Annotated in this window: 18 protein-coding genes; 2 read left to right on the top strand and 16 right to left on the bottom strand. The window is 36.2% G+C overall.

Translation table 11 applies throughout. The features are described 5' to 3' along the window. Positions 1-240 precede the first annotated feature (240 nt). Together AB1280_RS04110 and AB1280_RS04105 are read right to left on the bottom strand one after the other, a co-directional pair. The gene (locus AB1280_RS04110; protein WP_033730812.1) at positions 241-630 is read right to left on the bottom strand and encodes an immunity 22 family protein; all 390 of its coding nucleotides are present in this window, start codon (positions 628-630) and stop codon (positions 241-243) included. Positions 631-641: 11 nt separating this feature from the next. Beyond that, complete coding sequence (locus AB1280_RS04105; protein ID WP_429754948.1) at positions 642-2,660, bottom strand: T7SS effector LXG polymorphic toxin; 2,019 nt, start codon at positions 2,658-2,660, stop codon at positions 642-644. Between the two features lie 1,178 nt (positions 2,661-3,838). Here AB1280_RS04105 and AB1280_RS04100 point away from each other — a divergent pair. Together AB1280_RS04100 and AB1280_RS04095 are read left to right on the top strand one after the other, a co-directional pair. Next, positions 3,839-4,927: a hypothetical protein gene (locus AB1280_RS04100; RefSeq protein ID WP_429754947.1), complete on the top strand. Its 1,089-nt coding sequence runs from the start codon at positions 3,839-3,841 to the stop codon at positions 4,925-4,927. Continuing rightward, positions 4,927-5,184: a hypothetical protein gene (locus tag AB1280_RS04095; protein ID WP_429754946.1), complete on the top strand. Its 258-nt coding sequence runs from the start codon at positions 4,927-4,929 to the stop codon at positions 5,182-5,184. The genes AB1280_RS04100 and AB1280_RS04095 overlap by 1 nt, the downstream gene beginning before the upstream one ends. 290 nt (positions 5,185-5,474) lie before the next feature. Here the strand turns inward: AB1280_RS04095 and AB1280_RS04090 are convergent, their stop codons facing one another. The 14 genes from AB1280_RS04090 to AB1280_RS04025 all read right to left on the bottom strand — a co-directional run bounded on the left by AB1280_RS04090 (position 5,475) and on the right by AB1280_RS04025 (position 22,948). Further along, positions 5,475-6,626, bottom strand: a complete 1,152-nt coding sequence (locus AB1280_RS04090; RefSeq protein ID WP_429757264.1) for a branched-chain amino acid ABC transporter substrate-binding protein — start codon at positions 6,624-6,626, stop codon at positions 5,475-5,477. A gap of 200 nt (positions 6,627-6,826) precedes the next feature. Beyond that, positions 6,827-7,855: an oxidoreductase gene (locus AB1280_RS04085; protein ID WP_429754945.1), complete on the bottom strand. Its 1,029-nt coding sequence runs from the start codon at positions 7,853-7,855 to the stop codon at positions 6,827-6,829. 140 nt (positions 7,856-7,995) lie between these two features. Then, on the bottom strand, positions 7,996-8,697 hold the full coding sequence (locus AB1280_RS04080; RefSeq protein WP_429754944.1) for an ABC transporter ATP-binding protein: 702 nt from the start codon (positions 8,695-8,697) through the stop codon (positions 7,996-7,998). 64 nt (positions 8,698-8,761) lie between these two features. Then, positions 8,762-9,538, bottom strand: coding sequence for an ABC transporter ATP-binding protein (locus AB1280_RS04075; RefSeq protein WP_429754943.1), 777 nt, complete (start codon positions 9,536-9,538; stop codon positions 8,762-8,764). 10 nt (positions 9,539-9,548) lie between these two features. Next, positions 9,549-10,832, bottom strand: a complete 1,284-nt coding sequence (locus AB1280_RS04070; protein WP_429754942.1) for a branched-chain amino acid ABC transporter permease — start codon at positions 10,830-10,832, stop codon at positions 9,549-9,551. 9 nt (positions 10,833-10,841) lie between these two features. Next, positions 10,842-11,828: a branched-chain amino acid ABC transporter permease gene (locus AB1280_RS04065; protein WP_272191492.1), complete on the bottom strand. Its 987-nt coding sequence runs from the start codon at positions 11,826-11,828 to the stop codon at positions 10,842-10,844. A 66-nt stretch (positions 11,829-11,894) separates the two neighbouring features. Then, positions 11,895-13,103: a branched-chain amino acid ABC transporter substrate-binding protein gene (locus AB1280_RS04060; RefSeq protein WP_272191491.1), complete on the bottom strand. Its 1,209-nt coding sequence runs from the start codon at positions 13,101-13,103 to the stop codon at positions 11,895-11,897. 143 nt (positions 13,104-13,246) lie between these two features. Continuing rightward, positions 13,247-15,670 carry a DNA topoisomerase IV subunit A gene (gene parC, locus AB1280_RS04055; RefSeq protein ID WP_429754941.1) on the bottom strand — a complete coding sequence of 808 codons (2,424 nt, stop codon included), beginning with the start codon at positions 15,668-15,670 and terminating at the stop codon, positions 13,247-13,249. 1 nt (position 15,671) lies between these two features. Then, entirely contained in the window at positions 15,672-17,636 is a 1,965-nt protein-coding gene (gene parE, locus AB1280_RS04050; RefSeq protein WP_272191489.1) for a DNA topoisomerase IV subunit B, read from the bottom strand. 441 nt (positions 17,637-18,077) lie between these two features. After that, positions 18,078-18,491 (bottom strand): CoA-binding protein, encoded by a 414-nt coding sequence (locus AB1280_RS04045; protein ID WP_272191488.1) that lies wholly within the window; start codon positions 18,489-18,491, stop codon positions 18,078-18,080. 72 nt (positions 18,492-18,563) lie between these two features. After that, positions 18,564-19,772 carry a S1C family serine protease gene (locus AB1280_RS04040; RefSeq protein WP_429754940.1) on the bottom strand — a complete coding sequence of 403 codons (1,209 nt, stop codon included), beginning with the start codon at positions 19,770-19,772 and terminating at the stop codon, positions 18,564-18,566. Between the two features lie 177 nt (positions 19,773-19,949). Beyond that, positions 19,950-20,627 (bottom strand): response regulator transcription factor, encoded by a 678-nt coding sequence (locus AB1280_RS04035; RefSeq protein WP_272191486.1) that lies wholly within the window; start codon positions 20,625-20,627, stop codon positions 19,950-19,952. A 15-nt stretch (positions 20,628-20,642) separates the two neighbouring features. Beyond that, entirely contained in the window at positions 20,643-21,095 is a 453-nt protein-coding gene (gene nrdG / locus AB1280_RS04030; protein ID WP_272191484.1) for an anaerobic ribonucleoside-triphosphate reductase activating protein, read from the bottom strand. Continuing rightward, entirely contained in the window at positions 21,092-22,948 is a 1,857-nt protein-coding gene (locus AB1280_RS04025; protein WP_272191498.1) for an anaerobic ribonucleoside triphosphate reductase, read from the bottom strand. The genes nrdG and AB1280_RS04025 overlap by 4 nt, the downstream gene beginning before the upstream one ends. Between the last annotated feature and the right edge of the window lie 211 nt (positions 22,949-23,159).

Genomic DNA, 23,159 nt, shown 5'->3' with positions numbered 1-23,159 from the left:
ATAAAAATTTAACACTTAATGCACTTATAAAATTATAGTGCTCTTTGAAATTTCTACGCTAAAACACAAAAAAGCACTTGTTGCCTTTAATTGACAATCAAGTGCTTTAAGTTCACATGTTTTCTAAGTTTTCAAGTCACTAGTCGCTTTAAGTTTGTATGTACAATTTTGATACTGAGAATATGAAATCTTTTGTATTTCATGACAAATAGTACGTTTAAACTAACGAACTTGTACGAGCTATTTGTATGGTACAGTACCAATAAATTTAATTTCTATATTTTCGGATTCATCTCCACTTTTCGCTTCATTGTATTGAAAATCATAGAGTACAATAACAGAATTAATACTGTATGCTAATTTATCGCCATTTATTAACTCTTTTATTTTTGGGATAATTAGTTCGCTATAAGAAAAATCATTTAAAATATCGTCTACATTATTTTTAGGATTTTCATAAAAACAAATTTCAATGTTATCTTCATCATAATAACCAAATTCAAAGTTTGTTCCAAACTTTGAGTCTATTGAATCTCCATCTTCCGTATATTCTATATCAACATACTCCTCAAGATTTTCAAACGATTTAGAAACTCCAAACCACACTGAAGCCATTCCACTATATTCCATATTATCACTCCTCATTTTTTTAGAGTACCTGGTAATCCTTCTACTCCACCCTTGTATCTATAATGAGACCACATCTGTAACCTTCTTACAAATGTATCATAGTCAAGTGATGTGTCTATTATCTCTAATATTTCATTATGCGCTCGCTTAGAACCCGGCGCACGATGATGTTTCCCTGGTGGATTAATAAACTCAACATCTTTTGTTGGTGTTCTCAATTCTTGGATTTGTTTAGCACTTATCCCCCATCTTTTAAAAGTAGGTGCTCTTGCAATCATTAACCATTCATGTAATTTCCCAGGCGATCTCAATCTTGAAGAAATTACTTTTTTAACTTCAGGATTAGCCCATGCTATCTCTAATTCATCTAAAGTTATATTGTCAAACCACCTAATAAACTCACCATCTCTTACACTAGGAATATCTTTTGGGTTATAAATATTAGTACGAGATGTAATTTTAACAAAATTATTTTGAATAACCTCCGATTTTCTTTGATTTGGAGTTTGTCTTTTTACTGTAGTTTCACCCGTACCCTTACCAAAAACCTTCTCCCCAGTCTCCTTCATAAATTGATAAAAATCTTTCAGAGAGTCTAATCTTCCGCCTCCTCCATACCCAGCGCTAGCCAACGCAGGTCTAGGACCGAAACTCGGGATCTCAATATTTTTAATCTTCTCCAAGGTATTCCTCGGCAACTTATTCATTAATGCCGTTATTTCTTCCAACTTACCAACTATTTTACCGCTTTTCGCGGCTGCTTGAAAGACTTTTGTACCCTCTGCGAATTTTCCTAATGCAGCTGTTCCTTTCACTGCGGCGGTTACTTCACCGACGCCGATAAAACAACTGCCAATATCAAATATCGCACCGCCAAGAGCATAAGGATCGGTCAATGCTTTTTCTACATAACCTTTTACGGAGTTAATTAGTGTCATACCATACTTAGGATAATCCTGCCAGCTGATGATGGCTTGTCCAAGACTTTTTATCGTATTACCTGCTCCGTAAATATCGTCCAGTTTCCATTGTTCTGTTTCTACGCCACGTATCGAATTAAAGCCCCACTCACCAAGCTCTGCGATTAGGAAACCTAATTTCGTTGCACCTATCGCTATCCCACTAATAGCGGAACCTGCGGCGCCTATAAAACCCTCTAACACCAAGGCTTTATTAGAAAGGTCTTTCAGTAAAGGAATGTTGTCTCCTACCCATTTTGTACCCTTTCTCAATACATCCCATTTCTCACCGGCACTCTTGGAAAGGTCTTGAAGCCAAGCCTCCAATGGATGATTTTCCGCCCATTCCTCTCGCTTTTTCTTCATTTCTCTTTCAGCTTCAAGTTTCGCTTCTTTTTCCGCCTTCGTGATTTGTGTATCCATTTCATGAATGTTTTTTGCCAACGCATCTTGCGCAAAGAAAGCTTGAAGTTGCGGATCAGTATAAGATAAACTACCCATTTCCCTTGCCATTTGAACTTGTTTGTTTAGTTGATCGAGAAATTTTCCCGCATCGCTTTCTGCCTTTTTGCTTTCAAATTGCTGTACTTTTTGAATCGTATCCTCTAGTTCTTTGCTGGCTGCAACCAATTTTTCATCAAATTGGCTGTTCGGCATACTTAGTGAAACCAAATCGTTCACGCTGTTGTAAATAGTAGAGATGCGACTATCAAGTTCATATTTCTTGGGTTGAAGATTGGAAAGTTTGTTTTGTGTTTGCAGTAATGCATCTTCCAGAATAACTGCATTCTCATCAGTTTCTCCCGTTGTTGATTGAAAATCCTGGAAAGTTGTCACCATTTCCGCAATAAGATGTATATTAGTATCTTTCAACCCAATCACAACTGCATTTTGGTTATTATTGATGTCGTTGACAATCGCGTTTCCTGTTTCACCCTGCATGGCATCGGCCTGAATAATCCCATTCAATGCGTTTTTGGCTTGTTCAAGTTGCTCATTGGTTTTACTGGTTTCGTTTTGGAGTTTTTCCAGTACTTCCTTGAATTCCTTTAAATCTACATGAAAGCCCATTTAATCCGCCTCTCTTTCTGGGGCACGGCAACATCGCCCTAAATCCACTATTGAAACTCTTAATGTACACATATATAGTAATCTATCTCTTCTATTTATATGTTTATTAGACATATCGATCTTTAAACGAAACAATCCCCTAAAGAATCCATCTTATAGTGGGTTCTTTTTTCATGCGAAAAAACCAGCGAATTCTTAACTATTTCATCAATACTTTTAAAAATATATATCCCACATAGTTCTGATAAAACAATGGTTGGCTCTAAATGACACGTATCTCGATTGATCTCCGGGTAGTTTCTTCAACTGTTTCTAAGAAAAAACATGATTGGAAATATCCGTCCAAAATGAAATAAGAAAAAGACCACAAATTTCTGAATAGATTCCAAATCAAATGGAACAAAAAAAGAACCCTTATCATCAGGATTCTGTAACAGGAAACAACAAATATATAGAATCAAGATAAAGAAAATTACTTATTAGTATATTGTATATATGTATAAGGTAATTTTAAGGGAATGGTAAGAAATGGTCAATTTTTTGGGATTATACGGAATAATTTCTATTTGTTAGATGAATTAACACCAAAAATCATTAAAAAAGAAACAATATCTTGTGGGAAGTCGAGATGCTTTAAGAAAAATAAACGAGAAAAATTCTACATAGATCATAACGTATTTTATGAACAAATGAAGATACACTTTTTTGTAGAATTATATTATTTACATTAATTAAAATGCATTCTTGAAAAGAATACTTAAAAAACTAGGTTACTTAAAAACTCTTTCATATCATAACCTTTTTTAATGAGATGACCTTTGTAGTCACTTCATAAAAACGTATCCAATAATCCCGACTCATACTCCTTTAGGCATACAGCCGCATTGCTATCAAGCTAAGATAAATTTGTATCCATATAATCAAAAAAACGCTATTCTTTTTGTAGAAATATACAGAAAGGATAGCGTTTTTTTATGCCTATTTCCGCATCTGATGAATTGCAACTATTTTCTCAAGAAATTTAAGGCCTCTTTTCAAGTATTTTAGAAAAAATGTCCAATCTAAAAGGATAAAAGTCTGAATATTATATTTATTCTTGAAAAAATAGAAATTCTTTTATTTTGTTTATCCAAATTATGTTAATATTTAACCAATAATATATGGATAAGGAGGATATTATGAACATTCAAATGAAGGGGAATGAGCAGATTACAAAATTGCTTAACGATTGGCATCAAGCCATGTTACAGCAACAAGTTTCAAAAGCAACAAAATTAAAGCAAGAAATTGATAATAAATTTAATAATACAGAAACAGACTATAATGTATCTTTGTATCATGCATTATTGAATTTTCGCTACAATGTTCTAACTGATTGGGTTTCAATTAAAGAAGACAGTTTTGATCAAGTAGAATCCTTTGAAATTCCAACAGATAAATTTTTAGCATATTATTATCATTTCTTCAAAGCTCTTCACTTAAGACTTATTACTAACTATACTGAAGCAAAAGAACAGTTTGATAAAGCCGAAACACTATTACAATACATTGTAAATCCTTTTGAAAAAGCTGAGTTTCATTATCGTTTAGGAGAATTTTATTATCATTCATATCAACACCTCAAATCCATCGATTGTATTCGAAATGCAAAAGAAGAATTTTCTAAACAGGATGGATATGAGATTAATCTTGCTTTATGTGAAAATATATATGGACTATGTTGTATCGATTTAAAACAATTTGAATTAGCTGAAGAAGCATTAAATACAGCATTAAATTTATTCCAAAAAATAAATCATGCAAAATATAGCCTTATGGTACGCAACAACTTAGGATTACTTTATGCAAATCAAAATTTATCAGAATTAGCACTTCGTCACCTATCAGAAGTAACAAAGAAATCTCCAAATCATTTCCGAGCATTGTATTTAGAAGCTGATGAAAATTTGAAATTAAATCATCTAAATATAGCTGAACTATTAATAGAAAAAGGGTTATACATCTGTAATCATTTGAAAAATCGAGAATATCAATATCGTTTTATGATTTTAAAAGAAATGAATACAAATACAGATACATTAGAAAAAGCTGTTTTAGAAGGAATTGCGTACTTTGAAAAAGAAAAATTATTTGACTGTATTGAAGAATATACAGATCGTTTAGCCGATAAATTTTATAATGAAAACAACTATAAACAAGCAAGCAAATATTATCGTATGAGTAAGGCAGCACAACAAAAACAAATGGAAAAAGGAGCATTAAAATGATGAAAAAAGTCCTCTTAACAACAATAGGTTGTACATTTGTGGTATCTATAACAGCTGGATTTATAGGATTCAATAAAGGAGACACAGGTGGAGCACCACAAAGACCTGACTTGGCTTATGCACATGGAAAAATTTGGTTTCCTGCTGATAATAGAGGAGACGGTGGTATGGTAAGTAATAAAGCTGTAAAAGATCCTGGCGGTCATATAGTAAGTAATGAAGCTGACGGAAATACTGCTATTATAGCACAAGCGTAACATTTTAATAGATTTAAAGAACAAGCCGCCCATCTAAAAATGAGCGGCTTTTCCTTTTTATTTATATTGGTGTTAGTCTTATCCCTGTCAAGTAGACAATATAGAAAGCTATGCAGATAGTGCGTGTCTAAACTCAATCAGCGCACGCTAATTGAGTTTAGATTGAAATTGTTGTCCCTTTTTCTTCATAGAAAAATCCCCTCCAAGTTTCATTCTTTCCTTCATCTTATCATGAAGGTTTTTTTGAATGTCTACTTAAAGGGGATAATATCAGATGCCGGGTTTTTCCATTATTTACTTACCTCTCCTTCTTGCTTTCCTGGATACTTCGCACCTTCGTACTTATAAATGTAAACTTTAGCATATTTGTTATCACCTTTATCGTCGAAAGCTACTTTCGTAATTATGCCATCGTATTCTTTTATAGCCCGAACCGCATCGCGTACTTGTTCACGTGTTGGATACTTACCGTCATTTTTCTTAATAGCATCTTTTATTCCTTGTAAAATAACGCCAGCTGAATCATATCCATATGCAGAGTATGCTTCTACATCTTTTTTGAACTTCTCTTTATATTCTGTTACAAATGTTTTCCCTTTCTCTGTAACTGTTGGTGCTGTCGCTACTGTGGTATAATACGTATCTTTTAATCCATCTTTTGCAACTTCTCCCATTGTTGGAGAATCAATACCGTCACCACCCATAATTGGTGCTGTAACTCCTTTTTCACGTGCTTGCTTTACTAAAACTGATCCTTCTGAATACATACCACCAAAATACACAAGATCTGGCTTTTTCGCGACAACTTGGTTTAACACACCACTAAAATCTTTCTCACCAACTGTAATCCCTTCATAACCGACAATTTTTGCTCCTAGCTTTTCTGCTTCTTTTTTAAATGCGTCAGCTAACCCTGTACCATATGCCGTTTTATCTTGAATTACAAAAATATTTTTTGCCTTTATTGTTTCAAGCGCATATTTCGCTGCCGCCGGACCTTGGAAATCATCTCTTGCAACAAGGCGTGTAACAGTCTTTAATCCACGTTCTGTTAATTCAACTGCCGTACTTGATGGTGATACCATAACAAGATTTGCTTTCTCATACGTTTCTGAAGCGGCAATTGATACACCTGACATTAAATGTCCAACAACGCCTAAAACTTCTTTATCAGCCGCGACAGACTGAGCATTAGCAACCCCTTTTTTCGGGTCACCTTGATCATCTTGCGGAACAAATTGTAATTCAAAACCTAATTTTTTAAACTCTTCTTTTTGTTTCTCTACTGCAAGCTGTGTTCCAAGCTTAATAGATTCTCCAAACGCAGCCGATCCACCTGAAAGAGGGGATTCAGAGGCAATTTTAATTACTTTACTTGTCCTTGCTTCATTTTTCGTAGAGGCTGAATTATCATCTCCTTTACCCGTACACCCTGCCATCATTCCCGCTAATAAAACACTTGATAACAAAAGCGATATCTTTTTCTTCACAGTAACCCTCCTGCTTTTCAATATTTTTAATATTTAAAATATTAATCTATACATAAAAGATGTACAATAAAAATCGTTAGCGTTTTCTCGTATCATTCCGACACGATTTGCTAGCAACTAACATAGAAAAAGAGTCAGTGCATGCACTGACTCTACCATTTCACTATTATTCCTTGCTGACTACTTTGTAAACAAGCCGTAATAACACGAATTACATTTAGAGCTTCCTCTGCTGTAACAGGTGGCATTTCTTGTTTCAGTATCGCATCTCGGACACTTTTATAATAGTTCTCATAACACCCTATTTCTGTTGGAACACGAATCTCTTGTTCCTCTGTAGAAAGAACAGTATACATCTGCATAGCATCTTCTCCATATCCTTCATCACCAGGCTTCATTCCTACCTTTAGTTGATCTTCTTGGGAATCCATTCCATATTTCACGATCGAGCCTTTTTCACCGTGAATGCTAAAATGTGGTCCCGCATATTTAACGTGACTACTGCTATGAAGAATAACACGCATTTCTTCGTAATGAAGAATGATATGAAAATAATCATCTATTTGCGATTCTGGGCGCTGATTGATAACATCTGCATAAACTGCTCTCGGCATTCCAAATAGATATAACGCTTGATCAATGAGATGTGAACCCAAATCAAACAACATTCCTGACCCTGGTAATTTATGTTCTCGCCAACGATCGCGAACATTCGGACGAAATCTATCAAAATGAGCTTCATATGTATAAACTTTTCCAATTGTATCTTCTTGTAATAGTTTTTGAACCGTTCTGAAATCGTTATCCAAGCGGCGGTTATGATAGACACTTAATACAACGTCATGCTGTTTCGCTAGCTTTATCAATTCTTCCCCTTCTTCAACAGAAACGACAAAAGGCTTTTCAACGACTACATGTTTACCGCGGAGAATTGCTTTTTTTGCATATTCAAAGTGCGTTGTGTTAGGTGATGTAATGATAATAAGATCAATGTTCTCTTGCATTACAAGCTCGTCAATTGTTGTAACAACTTCAACATGTGGAAATGATGCTTTTACTTTCTCTTCTTGTGAAGAAACGATCGCACGGATTTCGTAGTCTTCGATTGTTTGTAGTAGTGGAATATGGAATGTTGTACTAGAAAAACCGTAACCTACAATCCCAACACCTATTTTGTTCATAAAACCCCTCCAAATTATGTATGCAATATGATGACTTTTATTATACCAACTTATCTTATTTCTACATAATATCTTGCTTTTTATAATGGCAACATAGATGAACATGCAAAAAAGCCACCCTACTTAGGGTAGCCCTCATATTAAGCTAAATACGCTTCTTTCACAAATTCATTATGCATCAGTGCTTTCCCTTCTCCTACCATTTTAATTTCTCCTGTCTGAATCACGTATCCACGATGCGCAATCTGCAACGCTTGATACGCATTTTGTTCAACAAGTAGAATCGTCATTCCTTCTTTATTAAGTTCTGAAATAATTTCAAAGATTTGTTCAACAATAATTGGCGCAAGTCCCATTGAAGGCTCATCTAACATAAGTAAATGAGGCCCGCTCATGAGCGCACGTCCAATTGCAAGCATTTGTTGTTCCCCGCCACTCATCGTACCGCCCTTTTGTTCTAGCCGTTCTTTCAACTTTGGGAAATAGTGAAAGGTACGCTCCATCCGTTCCTTCACTATTCTCTTATCCTTTACTGAAAATGCTCCCATCTCTAAATTTTCTTTTACTGTTAAGCGCGAAAAAATACGTCTTCCCTCTGGTACATGAGCAATTCCTGATAAAGCCGTTATGTGCGGGGATTGTTTCGTAATCTGTTTACCCTCAAACGAAATTTCGCCTGACTTTGGTATAACAAGGCCACTAATCGTCTTTAATGTCGTGGATTTTCCAGCTCCATTGCATCCGATAAGTGTTACAATTTCGCCTTTTCCTACAGAAATATTAACGCCTTTTAACGCGTGAATCCCACCATAATACGCATTTATATTGATAAGCTCTAGCAAAATACTTCCCTCCTTTTTTATCTTTTCCGAAGAATTTCACATCATTTTTTTACTTTATTCCGCATTACTTCTCTAACACGGCACTTTTTCCTAAATACGCTTCAATAACTTTTGGATTGTTCCGAATATCGTCCGGGCTTCCTTCTGCAATTTTTTCACCGTGATCTAATACAATGATATGCTCGGAAATCTCCATGACAAGTTTCATATCATGTTCAATTAATACAATTGTTATGTCCAGTTCTTCACGCATACGATAAATAAGAGCTGTTAATTCTTTCGTTTCTTTTGGGTTCATTCCGGCCGCTGGCTCATCCAATAGTAATACTTGCGGTTTCGCTGCAAGCGCTCTAGCAATTTCAAGGCGACGCTGTGCCCCGTACGATAAATTTTGCGCTTCTTCATTTAATAAGTGGGCTAAACCAACATATTCTAAAAGCCCATATGCTTTCTGCTGCGCTCGTTCTTCTTCTCTCTTTACCGCTGGCAAATGTAACAAAACCCCTAACAGGTTACTTTTCAGATGATTGTGAAGTCCTACCATCACATTTTCAAGTACTGTCATATTGTTAAAAAGACGAATATTTTGAAACGTGCGAGCAATACCATACTTTGAAATATCATGCGGCTTCAAATGAGTTATCTTTTCTTCTCCAAGTAGAATGTCCCCTTCATCTGCCTTATACACACCAGTTACCATATTAAAGAACGTCGTTTTCCCTGCTCCGTTCGGTCCAATTATAGCTGTAATCGATCCTTTTTTTACTTTCATATCAACATTTTTCACTGCAACAAGTCCGCCAAACCGCTTCGTAATATTTTGAACTGTTAAAATCGTCATATACTCACCCCTAGGCTCCAAATACATTCTCTTTTTGTTTTTGTGATTCGATTTGTTTTATCCCGTCTTTTTTCAGCTGCTCTTCATTAAATTTCCGATTTTTTGCAGGGATGAGCCCTTGTGGTCGATACAAAGCAAATAAGATTAAAATACCTCCAAAGATGAAGCGCTGCATTTTGGCCGGAGAAAGTGCATCCGGAATCGCAATCGTTCCACTTAAGTTTAATTGATTTAACCAGTTTGTTAGTTCAGTAAGTACTTGTAAATTTAAAATTGTCATAACAGCAGCTCCTAAAATTACCCCTGGTACACTCCCCATACCACCAAGCAATACCATAACTAGAATAGTAATCGATTCTAGTAATGTAAAACTTGTTGGATCAACAAAAGTTTGTTTTGCAGCAAAGACAACACCCATCATTCCAGAAAATGAAGCACCGATTGCAAACGCTAGCAGCTTTGTTTTCACAAGCGGAATCCCCATCGCTTGAGCTGCAATTTCATTTTCACGAACTGCCTTCCACGAGCGACCTATTTTCGAAAACTCTAATCGTTTTACAATAAAGATTACGAATAGTAAAATAATAAGCACAATGTAATACACTTGACTCGATTGCAAAAACGTAAACCCGAATAAAGAAGGTGGTTTTACAGAAGATAACCCCATTGCACCGTTCGTAATATTGACTGGTTTATCTAAATTATTAAAAATAATACGAATAATCTCCCCGAATCCAAGTGTCACAATCGCTAAATAATCGCCTTTTACACGTAACACCGGGATGCCTAGTAGGACCCCAAACACTGCCGCAATAAAACCGCCTAGTAAAATAAAAATCCAAAAACTTTCTCCTGACAATGGGTAATGACCAAATGGCATAAAATTATTTGCTTGTACTGTTGCAAAAATACCGTATGTGTAAGCTCCTATTGCAAAAAAAGCAACAAATCCTAAATCTAGCAATCCCGCAAAGCCGACAACGATATTTAACCCCAGCGCCATAGCAATATAAATTCCAACTAATGTTGCCACTTCCATATATGACTGATAAGCAGGACCACCGCTTGCTGTGAATGGAAGCAATATAACTAACACAAATAATCCTATTAACCATTTCCATTTACTATGCAAATTTGTATAATACAATAATAAAAGAGACGATAATAATAGTAGAAATGCCGTTACTGACTTTTGTGCAAAATATAAACTTGCAGCAGTTATCCCCATATAAAGGACTAATAGTATAAGTTGCATCTTCGTATTTTCCCTTATCATTTCTAACTGTTTTCTCATTATGATCACCTACACTTTCTCGGCAATTGCTTTGCCGAAAATGCCTTCTGGTTTAAAAATTAAAACAAGAATTAAAATTCCAAAGGCAAATACATCCTTATATTCAGCTCCCAATATTCCAGAAGATAAAATAGATAAATTTGCAGCGGCGAACATTTCTAGTAGTCCAAGCAAAATACCACCAACCATTGCACCTCGAATATTACCAATCCCTCCTAAAACCGCTGCTGTAAAGGCTTTTAACCCTAAAATAAATCCAATGTATGGATCTATTGTTCCATATTGTACAGCAAACAAAACACCTGTTGCTCCGCCAAGTGCGGAACCGATAAAAAACGTAAGAGAAATTACCTTATTCACATTTACTGACATTAATGAAGCAGTATCACGATCTTGTGCAACAGCACGCATCGCCATTCCCCATTTTGTTTTATTGACGAAAAAGTCTAAAGAGAGCATCATAATAACCGCAAGAACGAGTAGAATAAGTGAGGATGTTTTAAGCTTGGCGTTATTAAAAGAGGACATAATTGCTGAAGCCTGTACTGTAATTTGATCAGTGAATAAAGTAGGACCTGTTATAATGTAATTTCCTTTTTTTAATTCAGCAATAAAGCGAACGATATCTTGCAATAGAAAAGAAACACCAATTGCTGTAATTAACGTAATCAGTTTCGGCGCTTTTCGAAGCGGTCGATACGCAACCCTTTCAATGCCCATCCCAAGAAAACCCGTTATTAGAGATGTTACAACTAAAACAAGTAACAATGCTAACAAAGCTGGCATAACCGTCATTAGGCCAAACCCCATAAAAACAAGAAAAATTGTTGTACCAATAAAAGCACCCGTCATAAAAATTTCTCCATGAGCAAAATTAATAAGTTCTAATATCCCATAAACCATCGTATATCCTAATGCGACAACTGCATACACTGCACCAAGTGTTAATCCATCAATTAGCACTTGAGGAAGGGTATGCATGATTTCTCCGAACATAGAAATTCCTCCCCTTTATTTTTCTCTAAAAAAGGTACGGAACATAAGCACCGTACCCATATCATCTTACTTTTTCTCTACTTCTCCTTCTTGTCTTCCTGGATATTTTTTCTCTGCAAATTTATAAATATATACTTTTGCAAATTTATTATCCCCCTTGCTATCAAACCCTACGTTTGTTACCGCTCCTTCAAAACTATTTGTTTTCCGAACAGTGTCACGCACTTGTTCCCTTGTTGGCATTTTGTTGTTATTTGCTTTAATCGCACCTTTCACTCCTTGCAGTAGTACACCCGCAGCATCATATCCATAAGCTGAATATCCTTCTACCTCTTTATTAAATTTTCTCTTATAATCATCTGCAAACTTCTTTCCTTTTTCCGTCGTTTTCGGGTCAGCAGCGATAGAAGTATAATACGTATTTTCAATAGAATTACCTGCAATTTCTACCATCGTCGCTGAATCCATACCATCACCGCCCATAAACGGAACCATAAGGCCTTTTTCACGAGCTTGCTTCACTAACAGTCCACCTTCTGCATAAAGACCACCAAAATAAATTAAATCAGGTTTTTTTGCGAGTACTTTATTTAACACACCGTTAAAATCTTTTTCTCCGACCGTAATAGATTCATAACCCGCTATGGTTCCACCTAATTTTTCAACTTCTGTTTTAAATGCTTTAGCTAAACCTGTTCCATAAGCTGTTTTATCATCAATAATAAAGACGCTTTTTGCCTTCAATGTTTTCAATGCAAACTCTGCCCCGGCAGGACCTTGAAAATCATCTCTTGTACAAATACGATTTACTACTTTCAAATTACGATCCGTTACTTCAACAGCAGTATTTGTAGGTGATACCATAACAACATTATTTTTTTCATACACTTCAGAAGATGGGATTGCAACTCCTGAATTCATATGTCCAACGACACCAAGCATTTCTTTATCGGCACCAATAATTTGTGCGTTTGCAACGCCTTTTTTCGGATCCGCTTGATCATCATATGGCACAAACTTTAGTTCATATCCTAACTTTTTAAACTCTTCTTTTTGTTCTTCTATTTTCAATTGCGCACCAAGTTTAATTGCTTCTCCTTGCGTTGCAGAACCACCAGAAAGTGGTGATTGCGTCGCTATTTTTATAACCTTTCCACCACCGCCACTCGTACTTGCTGTATCGGTATTACCATTTGTTTTATCACTGCATCCTGTTAATAAACCAAACATACACACCGCCGATAGAAAGAAAGCGAAATTTTTTTGTTTTCTCACTCATACACCTCCGTAATTTTATTTTTCTAAATTTTTTAAATATTTAGTTAAATAATAATAGAAGTGTTTTATTTGTACAACTACTATTCCTTATACAAATTTAGACAAAAATGCCCGACTTATTATATAAGTCGGGCGTCTTCTTACTGTTTCTTCTTATGCGACCACGTTTCGACAACAAGGCCAACATCACTTACATCTATTAATAAGCTTCCGTTACTATAACGATCTTTATTCCGAAGTGTTTGCGGATCTATTTGTTCTATGATTTGTTTTTCTGTCCGCATACAAACGACTTCATCATCTCGAACGACTTCCACACCGACAATTCGATATGGGTTTTTTTTCAATTCTTTAAAGATAACAAGGCCCCGTTTTGCTCTTGTTGATTTTTCAATTTCTGCTGCCTTTAATCGTTTTACCGCACCCCGTTGTGTAATAAGAACGAGCCCATCTTTCTCAGAATTAACAGGAAGACCGCATACAACGTAATCATCTTCCTTCACATTCATTCCTTTCACACCAGCTGCCCGTACACCAACTGGGCTTACTTCTTCTTCATTGAAAATAAGTGCATAGGCACCATGCGTAGCAAGAAGAATATCTTGCGTTCCATCTGTAACAAAAATATCGACGACTTCATCATCTTTCTTTACATTAACCGCGACAAATGCACGTGAATAACGCTGCACTTTATATTGATTCAATTCTGTTTTCTTAATCATGCCATTTCTAGTGACAAACGTAATAAATCGCTTCTCTTCCTCAAAATTCGGAACAACAGTTGCAAAGACGAGCGTTTCATCACGGTCAAGTGAGACAATATTCGCAACGTGCTGTCCTAGGTCTTTCCAACGAATATCCGGCATTTCGTAAACTGGAAGATAAATATAATTCCCTTTGTTTGTAAATAAGAGAATTATTTCCGTTGTATTCGTATCAAAACGATCTAATAATAAGTCGCCTTCTTTCATACCAAAATCTTTTCCATTGGAAGCATTATGAGAACGCCAACTTGTACGCTTTACATACCCTTCCTTTGTTACTGTTACAATCACATCTTCTTGTGGAATCATGACTTCAACATCAATTTTAATTTCTTCGATTTCTTCTTCAATAACAGAACGACGATCGTTACTAAACGTTTTCTTAACTCTCTTCAAATCTGTTTTAATTACCTGAAGAAGCTTCTTCTCACTTTGTAGAATGGCCTTTAGCTCTTCAATTTTCTTTTGTAATTCATCAGCTTCTTTTTCTAGAGCTGTAATATCTGTATTTGTTAAACGGTACAATTGAAGCGACACAATTGCTTCTGCTTGTACTTCTGTAAATGAGAATTTCGCAATTAAGTTATCTTTCGCATCACGCTTATCTTTTGAAGCACGAATTGTTTCAATGACTTCATCTAAAATAGAGAGAGCTTTCATTAAACCTTCAACAACGTGTTGACGTTTTTCTGCCTTGTTTAATTCGTACTGTGAGCGTCGTGTTACAACTTCTTTCTGATGCCCAATATAAGAATCTAAAATTTTAGGAAGTGTCATCAAGGTTGGTCGGCGATTATGAATCGCTACCATATTGAAATTGTATGGTATTTGCAGTTCTGTATTTTTATATAAGTAATTTAAAATACCTTCTGCATTTGCATCTTTTTTCAATTCAATAACAATTCGAAGACCAGTACGATCCGTTTCATCACGTACTTCAGCAATTCCATCTAACTTCTTATCTAAACGAAGTTCATCCATTTTCTTAACAAGATTCGCTTTGTTTACTTCATAAGGAATTTCTGTAATAACGATTTGCTGTTTTCCGCCGCGAATTGTTTCCACTTCTGCTTTACCGCGAATGATAATTTTTCCTTTTCCTGTTTCATACGCCTTCTTAATACCATCAAGGCCTTGAATAATTCCGCCTGTTGGGAAATCTGGTCCTTTGATGACAGTTAATAACTCCTCGACATTACAGTTTGGTTTATCAATGCGCATCATCGTAGCATCGATAACTTCCCCAAGATGATGCGGTGGAATTTCAGTTGCATAACCAGCTGAAATTCCCGTAGATCCGTTCACTAAAAGGTTGGGAAACATAGCTGGTAATACAACCGGCTCTTCACTTGTATCATCGAAGTTTGAAACAAATTCCACTGTTTCTTTATCAATATCACGCAATAACTCAGAAGCAATCGGTGATAAACGAGCTTCTGTATAACGCATTGCTGCTGCTGGATCACCATCGACACTACCATTATTCCCATGCATTTCAACTAATACGTTTCGTACTTTCCAATCTTGACTTAAACGCACCATTGCTTCATACACGGAAGAATCACCGTGGGGATGATAGTTACCAATTACGTTACCAACTGTTTTTGCCGATTTACGAAATGGTTTATCGTGAACATTTCCTTCCACATACATGGAATATAAAATGCGGCGTTGTACTGGTTTTAAACCGTCTCGCGCATCTGGAAGCGCACGATCTTGAATAATATATTTACTATAACGTGCAAAGCGATCGCCGAGCACGTCTTCAAGCGGGAGGTCATGAAACTTCTCTGCCTGCATGTTATTCCACCTCCGTTGCCATAATCATTTCATTTTCTAGAATATTACCTTCTTCTTGCATACCAAACTGAACATTGCGTTCAATCCACTTACGGCGGGGCTCTACTTTATCACCCATCAATGTTGTCACGCGTCGTTCTGCTCTTGCAGCATCATCAATTTTCACGCGGATTAATGTGCGCGTCTCTGGATTCATCGTTGTTTCCCATAATTGATCTGCATTCATTTCACCAAGACCTTTATAACGCTGAATTGTATAACCTTTACCAACCTTCTGGATCGTGCCATCTAACTCTTCATCTGACCAAGCATATTCAATGACTTCTTTCTTTCCTGTTCCTTTACTTACTTTATATAAAGGAGGAAGTGCAATGAATACTTTCCCAGCTTCAATAAGTGGTTTCATATAACGATAGAAGAATGTTAATAGTAGCACTTGAATGTGTGCTCCATCTGTATCTGCATCGGTCATAATAACAATTTTGTCATAGTTGATATCTTCAACTGAAAATTCTGCTCCAACACCGCCGCCAATCGCATAAATAATCGTGTTAATCTCTTCATTTTTGAAAATATCCGCTAGTTTAGCTTTCTCTGTATTAATTACTTTACCGCGAAGTGGCAGGACAGCTTGGAAACGACGATCACGACCTTGCTTTGCTGAACCACCTGCGGAATCGCCCTCTACTAAATATAGCTCGTTCTTTTGCGGATTACGTGATTGTGCTGGTGTCAGCTTACCACTTAATGTTCCTTCTGAACGTTTTTTCTTCTTACCACCTCGTGCTTCTTCACGTGCTTTCCTTGCTGCCTCGCGTGCTTGTGCTGCTTTGACTGCTTTTTTCACAAGAAGCGTTGCCACATCTGGATTTTCTTCTAAAAAATATGCTAAGTGCTCTGATACAACAGCATCAACAGCTGAACGCCCTTCGCTTGTTCCAAGTTTCCCTTTCGTTTGCCCTTCAAATTGAAGCAACTCTTCTGGAACACGAATGGAAACAATTGCAGCTAATCCTTCACGAATATCTGTTCCTTCTAAATTTTTATCTTTCTCTTTTAACAACGAAACTTTACGTGCATACTCGTTAAAAACACGAGTCATCGCTGTTTTAAACCCAGCTTCGTGCGTACCGCCATCTTTCGTACGTACATTATTTACAAAAGAAAGAATGTTCTCAGAATACCCATCATTAAATTGAAAAGCTAATTCTGCTTCTATACCGTTTTGCTCTCCAGTAAAATATACAACCGGGTGTAAAGAGTCTTTCTCTTCATTTAAATATGAAACAAACGCTTCAATTCCTGTTTCATAATGAAAAACATCTTCCAAATCATTACGTTTATCTTGAAGTACAATTTTCATACCTTTTAATAAAAAGGCTGATTCACGTAATCTTTCGCATAACGTTTCATAGTTATAATTCGTTGTGCTAAAAATTGTTCGATCTGGTTTAAAATGAATTGTTGTTCCAGTATCTCTTGTTTTTCCAATTTTTTCAAGAGTTGTAACTGGAACACCCCCTTTTTCAAATCGTTGTTCGTATACGTAACCATCTCGTTTAATTGTAACAACAAGCCATTCAGACAGCGCGTTTACAACTGAAGCACCAACACCGTGTAAGCCACCGCTCGTTTTATAACCACCTTGTCCAAATTTACCACCAGCATGAAGTACAGTTAAAATAACTTCTGGTGTAGGTTTTCCGAGCTTATGCATTCCTGTCGGCATACCACGCCCTTTATCTACTACACTTATACTATTATCTTTATGTATTATCACTTTAATTTCATCGCCAAAACCCGCTAATGCTTCATCAACGGAATTATCTACGATCTCATATACTAAATGATGTAATCCGCGGCTATCCGTACTCCCGATATACATACCCGGGCGTTTCCGAACGGCTTCAAGCCCCTCTAGCACTTGAATTGCATCTTCATCATATTGAAACTGACGCTTAGCCAAACTCCTTGCCCCTTCCTATCCAAAAAATCAGAACATATGTTTCTTATTATAGAATAACGCCTTTTCCTTGCTTTTGGCAAGTCACGTTATGTCTTTCATATACTATTTTCATAAGAAAAATCCTTGTTTGTCACAAGGATTCCTCTACGCTACTATTTCAGAAAAGTAATCGTTTGTCAACGAAATATGGATATGTATTCCAAAACAACTACATACTCCACCATTTTAAAATCAACAAAATGATAATCATCCAAAATGGAGTAACAAGCAGCAATCCCCAAAAACAACCTTTAAAAAACTTCATGATGAACACCTCGTTCATCTGCTTTTCCCTATTGAATGAATAGGAATTCAATAAACTTCACAAATAAGACTTATCCCGCTATTCGCGGACAGTAATCAGCGGGGGATAAATCTCCCCCCTCTGATTAAAGTTTCACTTTATCTTGTCATTGCATGTTCAACTTTAATGCAGCGATTCATAATGACAGTATAACCTTTTTCTTTCAAAAAATGATATGCTTCTTCGTTTTGTAAACCTAATTGTGCCCAAAATGTACTCGCTTCAATCTGCACAAACTCTTTTGCAACATCCATTAAAAATTCAGAACGACGAAATACATTGACGATATCAACAGGTTCTTTTATTTCAGCTAGCGATTTTACCGCCTTTTCTCCCAATACAGTATCTACCGTTGGGTTAACAGGAATAATACGATATCCTGCATCTTGCATCGCTTTTGACACCATATAGGAAGTACGTTCCGGATTAGCAGATAATCCGACAACTGCAATCGTCTTACTATTTTTTAAAACCTCTCCAATTTCCGTACGAGTTGGATTTTCAATAGTCATATGTAATCCCTCCTGTTCATTTAGTATAGCCGATAAAGAAAGTCTCTTTCAACATGAAAGAGACTTTCTTTATTAATTCGAGTTAGCAGTAGCAGCTAATGTGACTGTTTTCTTTATTTTCTCACCATTTCGATACGCTGTCACTTCGATTTTATCGCCAACTTTTTTCTTCTCATATAAATATTTACGGAATTGAACTGCATTTTCTATTTTTTGGTCATCAAAGCCAACAACAATATCATACTTTTGCAATCCTGCTTTTTCTGCTGGTGATGCTGGATCAACCTGTGCTAACAGAACCCCGCCTGTTACATCTTTCGGTAATTTCAATTGACTTAATGCATAGCTTGGAATTTCCTCAAGACCCCTTACTCCAACACCCATTACAGGTCGTTTTACTTCACCAAATTTTTCAAGGGAATCAATAACTGGTTTTGCCACATTGATTGGAATCGCAAAGCCAATTCCTTCTACTTCTTGCTGTGCAATTTTACTAGAGTTAATACCGATTACTTCACCATTTTGATTAAATAATGCACCGCCGCTATTCCCTGGGTTAATCGCTGCATCCGTTTGAATTACTTGCGCTTGCCAATCAGGACGTTTGTCATTGTTAATATCAACTGGAATTTCACGATTTTTACTACTGATAATCCCTTCTGTTACACTTCCATCAAAACCAAGCGGGTTACCAATTGCGATTGCAGATTCTCCTGCACGGATTTTATCTGAATTTCCTAGAGTTGCAACTTTGTTAATGTTTTTCCCATCAATCTCAACAACAGCAAGATCTAACAATGGATCTTTCCCTACTAATTTCGCTTCAACCTTTGTTCCGTTACTTAACTTTACTTCTAATTTATTCGCACCATCTACAACATGGTTATTCGTTACAATAAGTGCTTTATTTCCAACTTTTTTATAAATTACACCTGATCCTGATCCCGCCTCAGCTTCTTGCCCTTGCTGATCAGCGGAAAATGGATCTACAGTTTTTTGATAGTTAATTACACCAACAACTACTTCTTTTGATCCTTCAATCATACCAGGAAGATCCGTTTCACCTTTTGTTTTATTCACAACTGGAACCACTGTTCCCTCTACTTTTGATTGTGAAACTACACTGTTACTTACCCAAGGCATATACGGAGTTGCAACGCTAATTGTAACGGCACCGATGACAGCACCGACAACCCCCGTGAAAAAATATCCTTTTTTGCTTTTTGATTTTACAATTTCCGTCCGAGTTTCATTCGTTTCTGGTTGGTCATAGTATCCCATAATTTACTTATCCCCTCTCTGCTGATATCGTATTTTTAGTATATACACGATGTGTGTCCTTTCTGTGAACTCATCGTGAAATCCAAACAAAAAAATACTATCATATTCATTGTAGACAAAGATACAAAAAATTGTACATGCAATGAATATAATGATGCTTAATTGGGAACAGATGTTTTATTCTTCAAATTTGTATCCTACACGAATAACTGTACTAATATGTGTTGCTTTATCACCTAACTTATTGCGAAGTTTCTTAATATGCGTATCGACTGTACGATCATCTCCGAAATAATCATATCCCCAAAGCTGATCTAACAAATGCTGACGAGATAATACAATTCCTTTATTCTCCATTAAGTAAACAAGCAACTCAAATTCTTTATGTGTTAATATTACTTCTTCACCATTTACCGTTACCGTACGTGACAAACGATTCACATCGATACCAGCAAATGAAAGCGTATTTTCCTCCGCTTGCCCTACTGCACCGTCTGCACGCTTTAATAATGTTTTGGCACGAGCAACTAAAATCTTCGGACTAAACGGTTTTGTTACATATTCATCCGCTCCTAGTTCAAAACCAAGTAAAGTATCATCTTCATCGGAGCGAGCTGTTAGCATAATAATCGGTACAGCTGATTCCTTTCTTACACGTCTACATACAGACCAACCGTCAATTTCTGGTAACATTATATCTAATATAATTAAATCCACAGTGTGCTCCGCAAACAGTTCTAATGCTTGCTTGCCATCTTCTGCTTCGATCACTTCAAATCCCTCATTACGAAAATAATCACTAACTATTTCTCGTAATCTTCTTTCATCTTCAACAAGTAAAACTGTCTTATTCAATCCTATCCCGTCCTTTTACTCTTTCAATCGAATAATACGTTGATTCGAGCTCCCTCGAAACGGCAGGGTGAGATCTCGCATCTCTAGCTCAAATCTTCCATCTACTAGCACATCAGCATAGTGCAATAACTCTATCATATCATTATTTTGCGAATTCTGTATCTCTTCAAACGTATAACCTGTATAAATCCATAAATTTTTTTGTAAATCTTTCACGTTTTTTGCTAGTTCTTTTATTTCAGCAGCTTGGAAAAATGGATCTCCACCTGAAAATGTTACATCAGTAAGGGGATTTTTTTCAATCTCATTTATTATTTCTTCTTTTGTCATCTCAGTCCCATTACAAATATTCCAAGACTGTGGATTATGACAGCCAAAACAACGATGCGGACAGCCCGCAAAAAATACGACTGTCCGCAACCCTTCCCCATCTACCACACTATCATGAATGATGTTCATTACTCTCATGAATGTTTCACCCGCTCCTTTTCTTCACTGCGTTTCGCGCTGTTCCACTTTGACATGTCTCCTACAAGATATCCAGTAATGCGGCGAATTCTTTCAAAGTCATGTTCATTTTCATTCCCACAGCTTGGGCATTCATTTCCAATTATCCCATGATAACCACAACATTTACAGCGATCGACCGGGTGATTAATTGATCCATACCCTACGCCATATTGAGCCATTGCCTTCACAATTTGCTGTAATGCTTTTTGATTATGAATAGCCGCTCCGTCAAGCTCAATATACGTAATATGACCACCATTACAAAGCGCGTGAAATGGTCCTTCTAAACGAATTTTATCAATGGCTTGAATAGGATAATAAACAGGGATATGGAATGAATTTGTATAAAAATTATGATCTGTTACACCTGTAATTGTTCCAAATTCAGCTCGATCTTGTTTGATAAACTTTCCAGATAATCCTTCTGCCGGAGTTGCAATTAATGAGAAATTCAATTGATGTTCCTCTGTTGCTTGATCCATTTTCTTTCTCATATATTCAATAATCTCATATCCAAGCTTCCAAGATTCTTTGTCTTCTCCATGATGTTTTCCCGTTAAAGCAACTAAACATTCCGCTAGACCTATAAAACCTATACTTAATGTACCTTGTTTTAAAATTTCAGCAACAGCATCCTCAGGCTTCAATTTTTCACCGCCACGCCATACTCCTTGCGAATATAAAAATTGAAAATCTCTTGATTTTTTCGTTGATTGATAGGAAAGCCTCTCTAATAATTGACAAATACCTAGATCCACATAATAATTTAAGGCTTCAAAAAATGCTTCTTTCGATCCACTTATACACGCTAATTTCACTAAGTTAAGAGAAGTAAACGATAAATTCCCTCTTCCAATCGCAGTTTCTTCCCCATGAATATTAGACATAACACGCGTACGACACCCCATATAACACACTTCACTTTCAGGACGTCCATCATAATACGCTGCATTAAATGGCGCATCTAAAAATGAAAAATTTGGGAATAATCGTTTCGCTGTCGTTTCTATTGCTAATTGAAACAAGTCATAATTTGGATCTTTCTCTTCAAAATTTACTCCCTTTTTTAACTTGAAGATTTGAATCGGAAAAATTGGTGTTTCTCCTTTTCCTAATCCAGCTTGAGTCGCTCGTAATAATTGTTTAATTAATAATCTTCCTTCTTTTGTTGTATCTGTTCCGTAATTAATGGAAATAAACGGAACTTGCCCCCCACCTCTGCTATGCATACTATTCGAATTATGAATAAACGCCTCACATGCTTGATACGTATCATTTTCTGTTTCTTTCCACGCAAACTCTTCTATTTGCTCAGCTGTTAACGGATATGTTGCTAAACGTTTTTTATGTCGCTCAAACGTTTTTCTCACATATGGCGCCAAATCTACATCGAATAGCGCAAATGATTGTCCACCATGCTGCATATTTTGATTCGCTTGAAAAATAATAGAAGAAAGCGCCAATGCACTTTTAATATCTTGTGGCTGCCTCATATGCCCGTGCCCTGTATGAAACCCGTTTTGCAGCATTTGCGCTAACGGAATTTGCGAACAGGTTGTCGTACCTGTTGCATAAAAATCTAAGTCATGCGGATATAAAATATTTTGATCAATTGCTTGTTTCACTTTCTCAGAAAGCAGTTCTTCTATCGCATAATACCTTGCACTTTCAGAAGCAAATTTTCCCATCATTCCCATTGGAGATCGACCATCAACATTTGCATTTTCTTGCATTAAATCTTGTTCATTTGCATGAACAATTTTCGCGAAAATCCCCTTTAGATTCTCATCATATTCACTATTTTTTTTCATTTCTTGATTCATTCCTTAACCCCCAACAACATCTTGTTCATTTACTATCAAAATGATACAACATATAGTAAGAGTGAATCTGTGAAAAATGTAACATTCTTGTGAAAGTTTTTTTAAGATCTTTTGAATCCATTTTTCCTCATATTTCCGAGTTGAAATTTTACCTTACAAAAAAGAAATGTGATCTTTACAAATGTGTGGTACAATATAC

This window comes from Bacillus sp. S10(2024) (genome assembly GCF_050473865.1).
Taxonomy (GTDB): Bacteria; Bacillota; Bacilli; order Bacillales; family Bacillaceae_G; genus Bacillus_A.
Note: the sequence above shows the minus strand (reverse complement) of the source record. Positions and strands in the feature narration are given on the sequence as shown.